Source organism: Streptomyces sp. NPDC051569, assembly GCF_044454085.1.
Lineage (GTDB): Bacteria > Actinomycetota > Actinomycetes > Streptomycetales > Streptomycetaceae > Streptomyces.
The window spans coordinates 17,725-32,876 of sequence record NZ_JBITDJ010000012.1; the positions used below are offsets into that span (position 1 = coordinate 17,725).

The following is a 15,152-nucleotide window of genomic DNA, read 5'->3' on the forward strand; positions in this document are numbered from 1 at the left end:
CAGATACTTCGCATTCGCAGGAGAGCGTTCCCATGGCTGAAGTTCTCGTCTATGTCGACCACGTGGACGGCGCCGTCCGCAAGCCCACCCTTGAGCTGCTGACCCTGGCCCGCCGCATCGGCGAGCCCGTCGCCGTCGCGCTCGGTGCGGGCGCCGAGGCCACCGCCGCCGTGCTCGCCGAGCACGGCGCGGTGAAGGTCCTCACCGCCGACGCCGCCGAGTTCGCCGACTACCTCGTCGTACCGAAGGTCGACGCGCTGCAGGCCGCCTACCAGGCGGTCTCGCCTGCCGCCGTCCTCCTCCCGTCCTCCGCCGAGGCCAAGGAGATCGCGGCCCGGCTCGCCGTCCGCATCGATTCCGGCATCATCACCGACGCCGTCGATCTGGAGGCGGGCGCCGAGGGCCCGGTCGCCACGCAGGCGGTGTTCGCCGCCGCGTACACCACCAAGTCCCGGGTCTCCAAGGGCACTCCGGTCATCACCGTGAAGCCGAACTCGGCCCCGGTGGAGGCCGCTCCGGCCGCCGGCACCGTCGAGGCGCTCGCCGTGACCTTCGGCAGCGGGTCCACCGGCACGAAGATCGTCTCCCGCACCCCGCGCGAGTCGACGGGCCGCCCGGAGCTGACCGAGGCCGCGATCGTGGTCTCCGGCGGCCGAGGAGTCAACGGCGCCGACAACTTCGCGATCATCGAGGCGCTGGCCGACTCGCTCGGCGCGGCCGTCGGTGCCTCGCGCGCGGCCGTCGACGCCGGCTGGTACCCGCACGCGAACCAGGTCGGCCAGACCGGCAAGTCGGTCTCCCCGCAGCTGTACATCGCCTCGGGCATCTCCGGCGCGATCCAGCACCGCGCCGGCATGCAGACCTCCAAGACCATCGTGGCCGTCAACAAGGACTCCGAGGCCCCGATCTTCGACCTGGTCGACTACGGCGTGGTCGGCGACCTCTTCGAGGTCGTCCCGCAGCTGACCGAAGAGGTCAAGGCCCGCAAGGGCTGATCCGCCGCTTCCGTACGGCCGGGGCCGCGTGGTGATCTCCACCGCGCGGCCCCGCGTGCGACCCGGCAGCGCCCGCGACCCGATCGCACGACCGCACATCGCACGACCGCACACCGCACACCGCGCGCGACCGCAGACCGCAGACCGCAGGGCAGGAAGGCGTCGGCATGGGGCAGCAGGAGTCAGTCACCACCAGCCTCGCGAGCGGGGTGAGTGCCGAGATCGGCCGCTCCCTCGCGGCCGTCGACGCGGAGCTCGCCCGCCGCTACCCGGGCGATCCCGGGACCCGCCAGCCCGTCCACACCGTCTACGTACCCGGCGACGTCTTCACCGCGGACACCATCCGCTCCTGGGGCGACCAGGCCCTCGCCGCCCTCGACGAACACGCCCCGGACGCCGCCTCGCTGGCCCGCGTCCTCGGCCTCTCCGACGCACTGGCCGGGCCGGTGTACGAGCGCGTGCGGGCCAAGCTGGACCGCGAGCCCGTCGAGGACCTGCGGATCGACTTCGAGGACGGCTACGGCACGCGACCGGACGCCGAGGAGGACGAGGCCGCCGCCCGCGCGGCCCGCCTGGTGCACGCCGCGTACGCCGACGGCACGGCCGCCCCGTACACGGGCATCCGGATGAAGTGCCTTGAGGCAGCCGTACGGGACCGGTCCATCCGGACCCTCGATATCTTCCTCAGCGGGCTGATGAAGGCGGGCGGCCTCCCCGACGGGCTGGTCCTGACCCTTCCCAAGGTCACCTACGCCGAGCAGGTCACCGCGATGGTCCGGCTGGCCGAGGAGTTCGAGAGGGCGCTCGGCCTGGCCCCGGGACGGATCGGCTTCGAGATCCAGATCGAGACCAGCCAGGCCGTCCTCGCCGCCGACGGCACCGCGACCGTGGCCCGGATGATCGACGCGGCCGGGGGCCGGGCCACCGGGCTGCACTACGGCACCTTCGACTACAGCGCCGGTGTCGGCGTCAGCGCCGCCCACCAGTCCAGTGACCACCCCGCCGCCGACCACGCCAAGGCCGTCATGCAGGTCGCCGCCGCCGGTACGGGGGTGCGGGTCTGCGACGGCTCGACGAACGTCCTGCCGGTCGGCCCGAGCGCCCGGGTCCACGAGGCCTGGCGGCTGCACTACCGCCTCACCCGGCGGGCGCTCGCCCGCGCCTACTACCAGGGCTGGGACATGCATCCGGCCCACCTGCCCACCCGGTACGCGGCGGTGTACGCCTTCTACCGCGAGGGCCTGGAGCCGGCCGCGGCCCGGCTGGCCGCGTACGTGGCGAAGACGGGTGGTGCCGTCGCTGACGTCATGGACGAGCCCGCCACCGCCAAGGCGCTCAGCGGCTATCTGCTGCGCGGCCTGGACTGCGGCGCGCTCGACCGCGACGAGGTCGGCCGGCTCACCGGCCTGACCCGGGCGGACCTGGAGGCCTTCGCGATCCCGCGGCGCGCGGCCCGGAGGGCGACGGCCCGGTAGGCCCGGCGCCCGGTGCCCTCCCGGGCGACGGGGCCTCGCGCTCCGCCCGGCGTCCCCGCGGGCGCGGCCCTGGGCGCGCTCCGCCCGGTCGCCCCGGCCTTCCGGCTCAGTCCGTGGGCGGCGGGATCTCGCCCGATCCCCGGGCGATCAGCCGCGTCGGCAGGATCACCCGTGACGGGGCGTCGGCCGCGCCGTCGAGCCGGTGGAAGAGCCGCTCCGCGGCCGTCCGCCCCAGCGTGGCGGCGTCCTGTGCGATGACCGTGACCCCCGGGTCCAGCAGATCGCCCAGTTCGATGTCGTCGAAGCCGACCAGGGCGACCGGACGACGGTGCGTGGCCAGGACCCGTACGACCGTCACGGTCACGCGGTTGTTGCCCGTGATGATCGCGGTGACCGGTGCGGGACCGGCGAGCATCGAGACCACTGCCTCGCGCACCCGCTCCGGCGCGGTCGTGCCGAGCGAGACCCAGTCCTCCTGGATCGTCAGCCCCGCGTCCTCCATCGCGGTGCGGTAACCGCGCAGCCGCTCGATCGCCGTATGGATCCGGGGCTGGTCGCCGATGAACCCGATCCGCCGGTGGCCGTGTGCGATCAGGTGGGCGGTGCCGGAGCGGGCGCCGCCGAAGCTGTCGGAGAGCACCGTGTCCGCGTCGATCAGGCCGGCGGGGCGGTCCACGAAGACCGTCGCCACCCCGGCCTTGATCTCCGGTTCCAGATAGCGGTGGTCGTGCCCGGCCGGGATCACGATCAGCCCGTCCACCCGGCGCGCGCAGAGCGCCAGGACCAGTTCCCGCTCCCGTTCCGGGTCCTCGGCGCTGGAGCCGTTGATGAGCAGCGCGCCGTGGGCGCGCGCGACCTCCTCCACGGCGCGGTTCAGCGGCCCGTAGAAGGGGTCGGCCAGATCCTCCAGGACCAGGCCGATGCTGGCCGTACGGCCCTTGCGCAGCACCCGTGCCGAGTCGTTGCGCCGGAAGCCCAGTACATCGATGGCTTCCCGCACCCGGCGCTCGGTGTCCGTGGTGACACCCGGCTCTCCGTTGACCACACGGGAGACCGTTTTGAGCCCCACTCCGGCGCGCGCGGCCACATCCTTCATCGTGGGCCGGTTGCCGTAACGGGGTTCGGAGCGGCGGGGAGTGTCGGGCACAGTGCGCTGTCCTGTCGTTGTCCGGTCGGGGTCCGGTTCGTGGGTTCGGTTCGCGGGTCCGGCCGGCCCGGTCGGGAGTCGGCCGGGGCTTCGGTCGTGGCCCGGGTTGCCGTCTGGCCGCCGTCGGTTTGCCATCCGACGCCGGGGCGTCGAGCATAGGCCCTGGACAACGTTGTCAGGGGAATGGAGACTGTTCATCGAAGCTATGACTCCGCTGGTTTCGTCCGCTTCGTCTCATCCCGCGCCCGCGTGGTCCGCACGCGCCCGCGCGGATGCCCCTCACCCCCCTGGAGATCCGAGCCCGATGCATACCGACCCCGTTGCCGCACTCGACGTCGGCGGCACCAAGATCGCCGGCGCGTTGGTGGACGGCAACGGCAGGATTCTCGTACGGGCCCAGCGGCCGACGCCCGCGCGGGAGGACGGCGAGACGGTGATGCGTGCCGTCGAGGAGGTCCTCGCCGAGGTGGCCGCGTCCCCCCTGTGGGGTTCGGTCACGGCGCTCGGCATCGGCAGCGCGGGGCCGGTGGACGCCTCCGCCGGTACGGTCAGCCCGGTCAACGTCCCCGGCTGGCGCGGCTTTCCGCTGGTGGAGCGGGTGCGGCGGGCCACCGGCGGGCTGCCGGTGACGCTGGTCGGTGACGGCGTGGCGATGACGGCGGCGGAGCACTGGCAGGGCGCGGCCCGCGGCTACGAGAACGCGCTGTGCATGGTGGTCTCCACCGGCGTCGGCGGAGGGCTCGTCCTGAACGGCACGCTCCACCCCGGGCCGACGGGCAACGCCGGTCACATCGGTCACATCAGCGTGGACCTGGACGGCGACCTCTGCCCGTGCGGCGCCCGCGGCTGCGTGGAGCGGATCGCCAGCGGGCCCAACATCGCGCGCCGGGCGCTGGAGGGCGGCTGGCAGCCGGGGCCGGACGGTGACGCCTCGGCGGCCGCGGTGGCCGCCGCCGCCCGCGCCGGTCATCCGGTCGCGATCGCGTCGTTCGAGCGGGCCGCCCAGGCGCTGGCCGCCGGGATCGCCGCGACGGCCACGCTCGTCGAGATCAACATCGCGGTCATCGGCGGGGGCGTGGCCAACGCGGGTGAGGTGCTCTTCGCCCCGCTGCGCCGCTCGCTCCAGGACTACGCCACGCTCTCCTTCGTCCAGCGGCTGACCATCGCCCCGGCGTTGACCGGTACGGACGCGGGCCTGGTCGGCGCCGCGGCGGCCGCGGCGCCCACCGGTCGCGGCGCCACGGCGGCGGTCAGCGGCTGAGCCCGGGGCGGTCCGGGCTGACCGACCGCCCGGGGCGGCCCGGGCTGACCGCCCCGCCGCCCGGCCCGGCGGTCAGCGTGTGGTCTGGCAGGCCGTGCGCCGGCTGCCCTGGAACTTCACGCACAGCTCCGTGTCGGTGCCGGTGTCCGTGGCCGGCCAGGTGTGGGTCAGTGCCCGGTCCGAGCGGGTGGCCGTCGCCGTGTCGACGAGCTGGCCGTTCCGGAAGAGCGACACCTCGCGGGAGCCGAGATCGGCGGGCGGGTTGGTCCAGATCCCGGTGACCGCGTTCCGGCCGCCCTGTCCGTCCAGCCGGACGCAGATCTGCGGGCCGGAGAAGTGATGGGTACAGGCGCTGCTGTCGGCCATGGCGGGCGGGGCGGTCAGCGAGACCGCGATCCCCGCGAGCGCGAGGGTCAGGGCGGACTGGCGGGCGCGCGGGCGGGGTGAGGTGGCCGGTGCGGCCGATGTTCTGGGCATTTCGGGCTCTCCGGTTCGTACGGCACTCGAACGGTGGGACGGGGCCCCACAGGCGACACCACCGCTCCCGGGCCTCCGGGCACGGCCGGACGGTGCCCGGCCCGGGGGAACCCGGAGTGCATTCGGAGCTCGGAGGGCACTCGGTGAGCCCTCGGCGAGCACGCGCGAGCACTCAGAGAGAGCCCAGGGCGGAATCCGTCGCCTGCTGCGGTACGACGACCAGGAAGAAGTCCGAGTCGAGATCCATCACGACCTCGGCGGGCGTACCTTCGTCCCGCCTGGCCCGCGCGAATTCCTCCGCGGGCCAGCTGCCACGCGGTCCTCCCGCGGGAAACTTCTCCAGCACCGTCCGGCGCATTGGGTACCCCCTTGTCACATCGAGTTCCAACGATGTTCCTCAGGGATCTGTTACGGCCCGACATGGACATCGGTTCGTAGAGTAGGCCGATTACCGGCCACGGCGGCTTCGAACGGGACACAGCTCGGACACATCCGGGTGTCCGAGCTGTGTCCGGGCCCTCTGATCCCGCCGGAGTTTTCGTGGCAGGGTGTTCCGGGCAGTCCTCTGGGGGCTACGGAAGAGGGGGAACCGTGATCGTCTGGGTCAACGGTGCGTTCGGAGCGGGCAAAACCAGTACCGCGCGCGAACTGGTCGACCTGATCCCGAACAGCACTGTGTACGATCCCGAGCTGGTCGCCGGGGAACTGGCGCGGCTGCTGCCGCAGAAACGGCTCACCGAGGTGAGCGACTACCAGGACCTGCCGATCTGGCGGCGGCTGGTGGTGGACACCGCGGCGGCGCTGCTCGCGGAGGTGGGCGGGACCCTGGTCGTCCCCATGACCCTGTTGCGCCAGGAGTACCGCGACGAGATCTTCGGCGGGCTCGCCTCCCGGCGCATACCCGTACGGCATGTGCTGCTGGCGGCTGACGAAACGATCCTGCGGGGGCGTATCGCGGCCCGTGAGGACATCGAGCACGATCCCGCGGCGAACGAGCACACCCGGCGGTGGTGCTACGAGCACATCGAGCCCTACCGCGCGGCACTCGGCTGGCTGAGCCGCGACGCCCATGTGATCGACACCACCGGCCTCACGGCCCGGGAGGCGGCCGTGGCCGTCGCGGCGGCGGTACTGAGCGGCGCGGCCGGCGTCTGCCAGATCGTCCAGACACCCGAGCCCACCGCCGAGACCCTCGCGGCGGGGGTGCTGCTCTTCGACGAGCGGGACCGCGTACTGCTCGTCGACCCCACGTACAAACCCGGCTGGGAGTTCCCCGGCGGCGTGGTCGAACGGGGCGAGGCGCCCGCCCGCGCCGGGATACGTGAGGTCGCCGAGGAGCTGGGCATAGCGCTCACCGAGGTGCCCCGGCTGCTGGTCATCGACTGGGAGCCGCCGCGTCCGCCCGGATACGGCGGGCTGCGGTTGCTGTTCGACGGCGGCCCGCTGTCCGGGGACGACGCCGGACGACTGCTCCTGCCGGGCCCCGAACTGCGCGCCTGGCGCTTCGTCGGCGAGAAGGAGGCGGCGGACCTGCTGCCGCCCGGCCGCTACGAGCGACTGCGCTGGGCCCTGCGCGCCCGGGAACGCGGGACGGTACTCAACCTGGAGGACGGCGTCCCGGTCGGCTGAGCGCGCCCGCTGAGCGCGCCCGCCGAGCGGTCGGCTCAGCGCCCCCGCCGAGGGGCCCGGCGGGGTGTGCGGCCGGGGGCCCCGAACCGGCCCCGTCCACGGCACAGCTCCTCACGAGGCTCATGCGGCGGACGTGCCGGGCACGCCCGCCGCACCCGGATCGGTCCACCCGATCAAGCCTGCTGGGAACGGGCGTAGTTGGCCAGGAAATGGGCCTCGGCGACGGAGAGGCGCTCCAGCTCCTGCGGCGAGACGCTCTCGTTCACCGCGTGGATCCGCGCCTCCGGCTCGCTGAGTCCGATCAGCAGCATCTCCGCCTCCGGGTACAGCGTGGCCAGCGTGTTGCAGAGCGGAATGGAGCCGCCCATGCCGGCGGTCTGCATCTCCTGGCCCGGGTACGCGATCCGCATCGCCTCGGCCATCGCCGTGTACGCCGGGCTGGAGGTGTCCGCGCGGAACGCCTGGCCCTGGCCGACCTGGTCCACCGTCACCCGCGCGCCCCACGGGGTGTGCTTCTCGATGTGCGCGGTCAGCAGCTTCGTCGCCTCGGCGGCGTCCTGGCCCGGCGGCACCCGCAGGCTGACCAGCGCCCGCGCGCCCGCCTGCACGGACGGGGTCGCGCCCACCACCGGAGGACAGTCGATGCCCAGGACGGTGACGGCGGGACGCGCCCAGATCCGGTCCGCGACCGAGCCGCCGCCGATCAGACCGACGCCGTCGAGGACCTTGGCGTCCTCGCGGAAGTCGGCCTCCTCGTAAGCGAGTCCGTCCCACTCGGCGTCCGCCGGAAGACCGTCCACCGTGGTGGAGCCGTCCTCGGCGCGCAGCGAGTCCAGGACCCTGATGAGCGCGGCGAGCGCGTCCGGCGCCGCCCCGCCGAACTGGCCCGAGTGCAGGTTGCCTTCGAGCGTGTCGACCGAGACACGCACCATGGTCATTCCGCGCAGCGTCGCCGTCACCGTCGGCAGCCCCACCCGGAAGTTGCCGCAGTCGCCGATGACGATGGTGTCGGCGGTCAGCAGCTCGGGGTGCGCCTCCGCGTACTGCTCCAGGCCGCCCGTGCCCTGCTCCTCGGACCCCTCGACGATGACCTTGACGCTCACCGGCACGCCGCCGTTGGCCTTGAGGGCGCGCAGGGCGAGCAGATGCATCACGAAGCCGCCCTTGCAGTCGGCCGCGCCGCGCCCGTACCAGCGCCCGTCCCGCTCGGTCAGCTCGAAGGGCGGTGACACCCAGGCGGCTTCGTCCAGCGGCGGCTGCACGTCGTAGTGCGCGTACAGCAGCACGGTCGGCGCCCCCTCGGGGCCGGGGAGCAGACCGTAGACGGACTGGGTGCCGTCCGGGGTGTCCAGGGCCGCGACGTCCTGGAATCCTTCGGCGCGCAGCGCGTCGGCGACCCAGGCGGCGGCGCCCTCGCACTCGCTCCGGGGGAACTGCGCCGGGTCCGCCACCGACCGGAAAGCGACCAGTTCCGTCAGCTCCGCGCGGGCGCGGGGCATCAGGGACGCTACGGTCTCGGAGATCGGATGGGCGGTCATGGGCACGCTCCTCGTGGGTGCGACGTTGTTCCGGGTGGGTGTACGTCGAAGGCACTGCCGATCCTCCCACAGCGATGTCGGGGCACCCGCGCCGTAGGATGCCGTTCGTCAGCAGGGGTCACCGGTCGGATCAGGAGCAGAAGCACATCGTGAGCAGCGAGAACGCAGACGCCGGAAGCGAGAACGACGAGCCGGTGTGGGATGTCGTCGTGGTCGGCGCAGGACCGGCGGGAGCCTCCGCGGCATACGCGGCGGCGGTCACGGGCCGTCAGGTACTGCTGCTGGAGAAAGCCGAATTGCCCCGTTACAAGACGTGTGGGGGCGGAATCATCGGGCCTTCGCGGGACGCGCTGCCCCCGGGCTTCGAGCTTCCGTTCAGGGACCGGATCCACGCGGTGACCTTCTCGCTGAACGGGAAGCTCACCCGTACCCGCCGCTCCAAGCGCATGCTCTTCGGGCTCATCAACCGCCCGGAGTTCGACGCGAGTCTGGTGGAGCACGCGCAGAAGGCCGGCGCCGTCCTGCGCACCGGGGTGACGGTCACCCGCGTCGAGCAGCACGGCGCGGCCGTGCCCGACCGCCGCACGGTCGCCGTCGTCCTCTCGGACGGTGAGACGGTGCTGGCGCGGGCCGTGGTCGGCGCCGACGGCAGTGCCAGCCGGATAGGCGCCCACGTGGGCGTCAAGATGGACCAGGTCGACCTCGGCCTGGAGGCGGAGATCCCGGTGCCGCCGACGGTCGCGGAGGACTGGGCGGGGCGGGTGCTCATCGACTGGGGCCCGCTGCCCGGGAGTTACGGCTGGGTGTTCCCCAAGGGCGACACCCTCACGGTCGGCGTGATCTCGGCGCGTGGCGAGGGTGCGGCGACCAAGCGCTATCTGGAGGACTTCATCGCCCGGCTCGGGCTCGCCGGATTCGAGCCCTCCATCTCGTCAGGCCACCTGACCCGGTGCCGCAGCGACGACTCGCCGCTGTCCCGGGGCCGGGTGCTGGTGTGCGGGGACGCGGCGGGACTGCTGGAGCCGTGGACCCGGGAGGGGATCTCCTTCGCCCTTCGCTCCGGTCGGCTCGCGGGGGAGTGGGCGATACGGATCGCCGAGGCGCACGATGCCGTGGACGCCCGCCGCCAGGCGCTGAACTACGTGTTCGCCGTCAAGGCGGGCCTCGGAGTGGAGATGAGCGTCGGGCGCCGGATGCTCGGCGTCTTCGAACGCCGTCCGGGAGTGCTGCACGCGGCGATCACGGGCCTGCGCCCGGCCTGGAACGCGTTCGCCGACATCACGCGTGGCTCGACGACGCTGGCCGGGCTCGTACGGACCCGTCCGCTGGCCCGCCGCGCGCTGGAGATGCTGGACCGGCGGCAGCCGGCCGCTGCCGCCGCCGATGCGGGAACGGGTGCCGCTGCCGTCGGTGCCGGGGCCGGTTCTGGTGGGCCGGAGGCGGGGACGGCGGAGGCCGGCGCTCCGGAGTAGCCGGTCCCGCCCACCGCCGCACGGTCCCGCCGAGCCGCCGCCCGGTCCCGCACCTCCCCGCCCGCCGCCGCACCTCCCCGCCCGGTCCCGTACGTCCCGTCCGGCGGGCGGGCGGGCGGTGGTGGGTGCGGGTCACGTTCGGGGTGTGGTCGTGATCAGGAAGACCGGGTGGTCGGGGGCCGCCGCGAGGATCTCCGCGTCGGAGGACTTCGCGGTGACCCCCTGGAAGTACTGGTTGACCTCCCAGCCCCAGCGCTCCAGATAGGCGCGCAGGATGGCGAGCTTCTCGCCGTCGGGGACCTCCGTCGCCGTGAAGGTGCGGACCTTGCTCCCGACCCGCAGATCGCCGCCGCCCGCGACCCTCATGTTCCGCACCCACTGCGAGTGGCCACGGGCGGAGACCAGGTAGCGGTTGCCGTTGTGGGCGTGCGGGTTGACGGGGATGCGCTGCATCTGGCCGCTCTTGCGGCCGCGTACGGAGAGCTCGGCGGTGCCGAGCAGGCTGATGCCGTTCCGGGCGAGTCGGCCGACCAGGCCGTTCATCCAGACGCCGAACGGGCTGGCCTTGCGGTAGTACGGCTGCGACATGGTGACTCCCGGAGAGAGCGAGCGACGGAGAGCATGTGTGAGAGCACTGCTCTCGCTTAAGAGCAGTGTGCACTGGATAGGTGATCCAAAGCAAGAGCAGTGCTCTCTACCCTGGTCAGTGCTCCGAAACGTGACACACTGCTCCCCATGACGACTATCCGGGGAGCCAGGGAACGGGCCCGCAGCGAAGTCACGGCGGCCATCAAGGACGAAGCGCGCGCACAACTCGCAGCCGAGGGCGCGGCGAAGCTCTCGCTCCGCGCCGTCGCCCGCGAGCTGGGCATGGTGTCGTCGGCGCTCTACCGGTATTTCCCCAGCCGGGACGAGCTGCTGACCGCCCTCATCATCGACGCGTACGACGCCGTCGGCGAGGCCGCCGAGCACGCGCTCGCCGCCGCCTCCCCGGCCGGGGATCACCCCGCTCGCTGGACGGCCATCTGCACGGCGGTCCGCGCCTGGGCCCTCGCCCACCCCCACGAGTACGCGCTGATCTACGGTTCCCCCGTGCCCGGCTACACGGCGCCGCAGCTGACCATCGAGCCCGCCGCCCGGGTGGGTTTCGCCCTGATCTCCGTCGCCCGCGACGCCCACCGCACGGACGGGATCGCTCTCCCGCCGCTCGCCGAGGAGCTGCGTCCGGAGGCGCAGAGGCTGGCCGCGCAACTGGCCCCCGGCCTGCCGCCGGCGGTGGCGGTGGCTCTGGTCGCGGCGTGGGCAGAGCTCTTCGGTCTCATTTCGTTCGAGGTGTTCGGCCAGTTCAACGGCGTGGTCGAGGCCCGCGGCGAACTGTTCGTCCAGGCCGCGACGCGCCTCGCCCGCGACGTCGGGCTCTTGAACGCTCCCCGGCCCTGACAGGCCGGCCTCGACACGGCGCCCGCTCGCCGGGCCGGGCGGAGGAGGCGTACCGACCGCCGCGTGCTTCGGCCTACGGTGATCGCCTAGGAGTCGGGGTCGGTACGGCCCGGTCGGCTCGGCTGACCGAACTGACCCCGGAAACGCCTGAGTACCCGGACGACACGCGCCACGAAGACGGCGCCCGCGGCCACGGCGGCGACGCGCGGGAAGGCCTCCGGCAGGTCGAAGTACCAAGCGGATCCGGCGAGTACGGCGAACACCAGCCCCGCCGCCAGCGTGCCGGTCATCAGCGCGAATCCCGTCTCGACCGTCATCGCGTCCCGCTCGGCACTGCTCCGTGTCCCCATGGCGCCAGTCTGGCAGCGGCCGGATCCCGCGACAAGCTTCGCGCTCCGGGCACCGCTCCGGGCGCGGATTCGGAAGGAGCGTTCGCAGCCGCGGCTTCGGCCGCGGCCCCGAAGCGCGGGCGCCCCGTCCGCTCAGGCTTCCCGGGGGCGGGCCGAGCGGTGCCGGTCGGGCCGGTCGCGCAGCAGCCGTACGAACGCCCCGAGGGCCGCCGCCTGGATCAGTACGGACAGCACCAGGGCCGGGTAGAGGAATCCCGCCGAGTCGGCGAGCGCCTCGCCGAACAGCCCGCCGCCGAGGACGAAGACGAAGATGGTCGGCGCGGCGAGCAGGAACAGCCACACGCCGGCGAACGAGGCGTCGTCATGTGCGACGAAGAGCGTGTCGACCGCGACGAACACGGCCACCGCGGCGACCAGACCGAGATAGACCTGCGAAGCCCGATTGCCGAAGGTGAGCCGTGCGAGGCCGGTCAGCGGTCGAGAGTTCATGGCGTCCTCCTCTGAAGTTCCGTCCTTCCAGAATGAAATGGATCGAACGGGGGTGCCTGAGTACGCCTACTCGTCTGCCCGCTGTGCCGACGCGTAACGCGCTGAGTACGCGATGACCGCGGCGGCGGACGCCAGCAGTGCCACCGTGGTCAGGGCGAGCGGCAGCGAGAACCAGTCGGCGAGGAAGCCGATGGCGGGTGGTCCCAGCAGCATCCCGCCGTACCCGAGGGTGGACGCGGCGGCGACGCCCCCGGCTCCCGCCAGCGCGCCGGCCCGGCCGATCGCCACGGGGAAGATGTTGGCGAGGCCGACACCGGCCACGGCGAAGCCCAGCAGCGCGAGCCAGGCGGTCGGCGCGAGGGCACCGAGCAGCATCCCGAGCGCGGCGGTACCACCGCCCGCCACCAGGGAACGGGTCTCGCCCAGCCGCTCCTGCAGGAAGGTCCCGGAGAGCCGGCCCACGGTCATGGCGAGGGCGAAGAGGGAGTATCCTGCCGCGGCGGTCCCGGGGGAGGCGCCGAGGTCCTGGGTGAGATGGAGTGCGCTCCAGTCGGCCATCGCCCCCTCGCCGTACGCCGTGCACAGGGCGATCGCCCCGAAGAGGAGGACCAGCCGGCGGGCACGCCGGCCGGGCCGTCCCGGTCCCGGGTTCGTCCGCTCCGGCCGTTTCGGCTCCTTCCGTTCCGGCCCCGTCCCGGGCGCGCGTGCGGGAGCGGGCGGGGGGACGCGTACGGGCGGGGGAAGCCGTAGCAGCGCGGCGCCGGTCGCGGCGGTGACCAGCAGACCGGTGCCGGACAGCAGGAGCAGGTGGACAGCGGGGGAGAGGCGACTCGCGACCAGCCCGCCGAGACCCGCCCCGATCATGCCGCCGAGGCTGAACGCCGCGTGGAAGCTGGAGATCACCGGACGCCGCAGGGCCGCGACCAGATCGACGGCCGCGCTGTTCATCGCGACATTGAGCGCGCCGTACGCGGCGCCGAAGACCATCAGCACCAGACCGAGCGTCAGGGCCGTGTGCGCGTGCGGCGGGAGCACGATCGACAGCGAGAGCAGCGTCGCGCTCACGACCGTCACCGGATGACTGCCGAAGCGGCGGCAGAGCCGGCCGGTGAACACCATCGTCACGACGGCGCCCGCCGATACGCCGAGCAGGGCCAGCCCCAGAGCGCTCGCGGAGGATCCGGTCTGCTGTTTGACGGCCGGGATGCGGACCACCCAGCCCGCGAACATGAAGCCGTCGAGAGCGAAGAACACGGTCAGTGCGATGCGGACGCGGGACAGGGAGGACGCGGCCAGGACGTCGTGTCGGTCAACCGGAGGGGCCGTCGCTATTTTGTTTAAGTTCGGCACAAAAGGGAGCTTAGGGGCCGGGCCCGTTCCGTACAACGTCCCGTACGGAAGACCCTGTCATCTTCGGATCATGGGAGACTCGCCCCCATGGACGGCAAGGTGACCACGGCCCGGACGAGGCTGGAGAGAGGGCGCGGCGCGCTCGGCCCCGCACTGGAACTGGTGCATACGGGACGCGCGCCCACCCGTGCCGTGCTCACCGCGGAACTGGGCGTCACCCGTGCCACGGCCGGCGCGGTCGCGGCGGAGCTGGAGGCCCTCGGACTGATCCGGGTCGACTCCCGGCCGGGCGCCGCGGCCGGCTCCCAGGGCCGCCCCTCGCACCGGTTGTCCGTCGAGGACTCGGGCCCGGTCGCGCTCGCCGCCCAGATCCACGCGGACGGTTTCCGTGCCGCGCTGGTCGGACTCGGCGGCCGGATCGTCGCCACCGCGCCCGCTCGCGCCACGGTTTCGGCCGACCCGGCTCAGGTGCTCGGCGAGGTCGTCGAGGCCGGGGCGGGACTGCTGCGTGACAGCGGCCTTCGCTGTGTGGGCGCCGGCCTCGCCGTGCCCTCCGCGGTCGCCGAGCCGGAGGGCACCGCCCTCAACCCGCTGCACCTCGCCTGGCCCGCCGGCGCCCCGGTCCGGGAGATCTTCGCCGAGCGGGTACGCGCGGCGGGTATCGAGGGCCCCGCTTTCACCGGGAACGACGTCAACCTCGCCGCGCTCGCCGAGCACCGGCACGGCGCGGGCCGCGGCGCCCAGCACCTGCTCTGCGTCGCCACCGGCCATCGCGGCGTGGGAGGCGCGCTCGTCCTCGACGGCCGCCTGCACAGCGGAAGTTCGGGCCTCGCCCTCGAAGTCGGCCATCTCACGGTCAACCCCGAGGGGCGGCCCTGCCACTGCGGCGGCAGGGGCTGCCTCGATGTGGAGGCGGACCCGCTCGCGTTCGTCACGAAGGCCGGCCGTGAACCGGGCCCCGAGATCTCCCTGCTCCAGCAGTCCCGCGACCTGCTCCGTACGGAGTACGCGGACCCGGCCGTACGGCGGGCCGCCGAAGAGCTCATCGACCGGCTCGGTCTCGGGCTCGCCGGACTGGTCAACATCCTCAACCCCGACCGGATCATCCTCGGCGGCCTCCACCAGGAACTGCTCGACGCCGACCCGGAACGCCTGCGCGCCGTCGTCGCCGACCGCAGCCTGTGGGGCCGCAGCGGCGGCGTGCCGATCCTGCCGTGCACGCTCGACCACAACAGCCTGGTGGGGGCGGCCGAGCTGGCCTGGCAGCCGGTGCTCGACGACCCGCTCGCCGCGCTCACCCTCTGACCGGTGACCCGGCCCGGTCCGGCGGCCGGGCATACGACGGCCGGGAGCGGGCCCGGATGAGCGAACCCGCGTGATGGAGCGGACCGGCTCGGACCGCCGACCGTCTCCGACCGGCCAAGAAGCTGAGAATCCGACCGGGTTGACCGAGGAGGACCTCGGCCGACAGGGTCCGCCCCGGTGTCCGCAGGAGGGCGTGGCGCCACGCGTCACATGGCACCATGCGT

General features: G+C 73.3%; 15 protein-coding genes. 7 read left to right on the forward strand and 8 right to left on the reverse strand.

The window, feature by feature from the left end; translation table 11 throughout:
- Positions 1 to 32 precede the first annotated feature (32 nt).
- Together ACIBAE_RS18445 and ACIBAE_RS18450 are read left to right on the forward strand one after the other, a co-directional pair.
- Positions 33 to 995, forward strand: a complete 963-nt coding sequence (locus tag ACIBAE_RS18445; RefSeq protein ID WP_399286199.1) for an electron transfer flavoprotein subunit alpha/FixB family protein — start codon at positions 33 to 35, stop codon at positions 993 to 995.
- Positions 996 to 1,162: 167 nt separating this feature from the next.
- The gene (locus ACIBAE_RS18450; protein ID WP_399286202.1) at positions 1,163 to 2,470 is read left to right on the forward strand and encodes a DUF6986 family protein; all 1,308 of its coding nucleotides are present in this window, start codon (positions 1,163 to 1,165) and stop codon (positions 2,468 to 2,470) included.
- 106 nt (positions 2,471 to 2,576) lie between these two features.
- Here ACIBAE_RS18450 and ACIBAE_RS18455 read toward each other — a convergent pair whose 3' ends face one another.
- A complete protein-coding gene (locus tag ACIBAE_RS18455) occupies positions 2,577 to 3,617 on the reverse strand; it encodes a LacI family DNA-binding transcriptional regulator (RefSeq protein ID WP_399286205.1) in 1,041 nt (346 codons plus the stop codon).
- A 304-nt stretch (positions 3,618 to 3,921) separates the two neighbouring features.
- Between ACIBAE_RS18455 and ACIBAE_RS18460 the strand changes: the two genes are divergently transcribed.
- The gene (locus ACIBAE_RS18460; protein WP_399286207.1) at positions 3,922 to 4,878 is read left to right on the forward strand and encodes an ROK family protein; all 957 of its coding nucleotides are present in this window, start codon (positions 3,922 to 3,924) and stop codon (positions 4,876 to 4,878) included.
- 72 nt (positions 4,879 to 4,950) lie between these two features.
- On the opposite strand, the gene ACIBAE_RS18465 is transcribed toward ACIBAE_RS18460, so the two are convergent.
- Together ACIBAE_RS18465 and ACIBAE_RS18470 are read right to left on the reverse strand one after the other, a co-directional pair.
- Positions 4,951 to 5,355, reverse strand: a complete 405-nt coding sequence (locus ACIBAE_RS18465; RefSeq protein WP_399286210.1) for a hypothetical protein — start codon at positions 5,353 to 5,355, stop codon at positions 4,951 to 4,953.
- Positions 5,356 to 5,527: 172 nt separating this feature from the next.
- The gene (locus tag ACIBAE_RS18470; RefSeq protein WP_399286213.1) at positions 5,528 to 5,713 is read right to left on the reverse strand and encodes a hypothetical protein; all 186 of its coding nucleotides are present in this window, start codon (positions 5,711 to 5,713) and stop codon (positions 5,528 to 5,530) included.
- A gap of 233 nt (positions 5,714 to 5,946) precedes the next feature.
- Between ACIBAE_RS18470 and ACIBAE_RS18475 the strand changes: the two genes are divergently transcribed.
- On the forward strand, positions 5,947 to 6,984 hold the full coding sequence (locus ACIBAE_RS18475) for an NUDIX domain-containing protein (protein WP_399286215.1): 1,038 nt from the start codon (positions 5,947 to 5,949) through the stop codon (positions 6,982 to 6,984).
- Positions 6,985 to 7,157: 173 nt separating this feature from the next.
- On the opposite strand, the gene ACIBAE_RS18480 is transcribed toward ACIBAE_RS18475, so the two are convergent.
- Positions 7,158 to 8,522, reverse strand: coding sequence for a dipeptidase (locus ACIBAE_RS18480; protein ID WP_399286218.1), 1,365 nt, complete (start codon positions 8,520 to 8,522; stop codon positions 7,158 to 7,160).
- 149 nt (positions 8,523 to 8,671) lie between these two features.
- Between ACIBAE_RS18480 and ACIBAE_RS18485 the strand changes: the two genes are divergently transcribed.
- Positions 8,672 to 9,994 carry a geranylgeranyl reductase family protein gene (locus tag ACIBAE_RS18485; protein WP_399286221.1) on the forward strand — a complete coding sequence of 441 codons (1,323 nt, stop codon included), beginning with the start codon at positions 8,672 to 8,674 and terminating at the stop codon, positions 9,992 to 9,994.
- A 132-nt stretch (positions 9,995 to 10,126) separates the two neighbouring features.
- Here ACIBAE_RS18485 and ACIBAE_RS18490 read toward each other — a convergent pair whose 3' ends face one another.
- Positions 10,127 to 10,582, reverse strand: a complete 456-nt coding sequence (locus ACIBAE_RS18490) for a nitroreductase family deazaflavin-dependent oxidoreductase (RefSeq protein WP_399286224.1) — start codon at positions 10,580 to 10,582, stop codon at positions 10,127 to 10,129.
- Positions 10,583 to 10,729: 147 nt separating this feature from the next.
- On the opposite strand from ACIBAE_RS18490, the gene ACIBAE_RS18495 reads away from it, so the two are divergent.
- Positions 10,730 to 11,434, forward strand: coding sequence for a TetR/AcrR family transcriptional regulator (locus ACIBAE_RS18495; RefSeq protein WP_399286227.1), 705 nt, complete (start codon positions 10,730 to 10,732; stop codon positions 11,432 to 11,434).
- An 86-nt stretch (positions 11,435 to 11,520) separates the two neighbouring features.
- Here ACIBAE_RS18495 and ACIBAE_RS18500 read toward each other — a convergent pair whose 3' ends face one another.
- The 3 genes from ACIBAE_RS18500 to ACIBAE_RS18510 form a co-directional block, all read right to left on the reverse strand.
- Positions 11,521 to 11,784 (reverse strand): DUF6332 family protein, encoded by a 264-nt coding sequence (locus ACIBAE_RS18500; RefSeq protein ID WP_399286230.1) that lies wholly within the window; start codon positions 11,782 to 11,784, stop codon positions 11,521 to 11,523.
- A 132-nt stretch (positions 11,785 to 11,916) separates the two neighbouring features.
- Positions 11,917 to 12,273, reverse strand: a complete 357-nt coding sequence (locus tag ACIBAE_RS18505; RefSeq protein WP_399286232.1) for an SCO4225 family membrane protein — start codon at positions 12,271 to 12,273, stop codon at positions 11,917 to 11,919.
- A gap of 66 nt (positions 12,274 to 12,339) precedes the next feature.
- The gene (locus ACIBAE_RS18510; RefSeq protein WP_399286236.1) at positions 12,340 to 13,623 is read right to left on the reverse strand and encodes an MFS transporter; all 1,284 of its coding nucleotides are present in this window, start codon (positions 13,621 to 13,623) and stop codon (positions 12,340 to 12,342) included.
- A gap of 87 nt (positions 13,624 to 13,710) precedes the next feature.
- On the opposite strand from ACIBAE_RS18510, the gene ACIBAE_RS18515 reads away from it, so the two are divergent.
- Complete coding sequence (locus ACIBAE_RS18515) at positions 13,711 to 14,928, forward strand: ROK family protein (RefSeq protein ID WP_399286239.1); 1,218 nt, start codon at positions 13,711 to 13,713, stop codon at positions 14,926 to 14,928.
- Positions 14,929 to 15,152: the final 224 nt, after the last annotated feature.

Excerpts from the sequence above, each read along its gene's own strand:
- ACIBAE_RS18445 (WP_399286199.1), top strand. The coding sequence starts at position 33 with ATGGCTGAAGTTCTCGTCTATGTCGACCACGTGGACGGCGCCGTCCGC.
- ACIBAE_RS18450 (WP_399286202.1), top strand. The coding sequence starts at position 1,163 with ATGGGGCAGCAGGAGTCAGTCACCACCAGCCTCGCGAGCGGGGTGAGT.
- ACIBAE_RS18460 (WP_399286207.1), top strand. The coding sequence starts at position 3,922 with ATGCATACCGACCCCGTTGCCGCACTCGACGTCGGCGGCACCAAGATC.
- ACIBAE_RS18465 (WP_399286210.1), bottom strand. The coding sequence starts at position 5,355 with ATGCCCAGAACATCGGCCGCACCGGCCACCTCACCCCGCCCGCGCGCC.
- ACIBAE_RS18470 (WP_399286213.1), bottom strand. The coding sequence starts at position 5,713 with ATGCGCCGGACGGTGCTGGAGAAGTTTCCCGCGGGAGGACCGCGTGGC.
- ACIBAE_RS18480 (WP_399286218.1), bottom strand. The coding sequence starts at position 8,522 with ATGACCGCCCATCCGATCTCCGAGACCGTAGCGTCCCTGATGCCCCGC.
- ACIBAE_RS18490 (WP_399286224.1), bottom strand. The coding sequence starts at position 10,582 with ATGTCGCAGCCGTACTACCGCAAGGCCAGCCCGTTCGGCGTCTGGATG.
- ACIBAE_RS18495 (WP_399286227.1), top strand. The coding sequence starts at position 10,730 with ATGACGACTATCCGGGGAGCCAGGGAACGGGCCCGCAGCGAAGTCACG.
- ACIBAE_RS18500 (WP_399286230.1), bottom strand. The coding sequence starts at position 11,784 with ATGGGGACACGGAGCAGTGCCGAGCGGGACGCGATGACGGTCGAGACG.
- ACIBAE_RS18505 (WP_399286232.1), bottom strand. The coding sequence starts at position 12,273 with ATGAACTCTCGACCGCTGACCGGCCTCGCACGGCTCACCTTCGGCAAT.
- ACIBAE_RS18515 (WP_399286239.1), top strand. The coding sequence starts at position 13,711 with ATGGACGGCAAGGTGACCACGGCCCGGACGAGGCTGGAGAGAGGGCGC.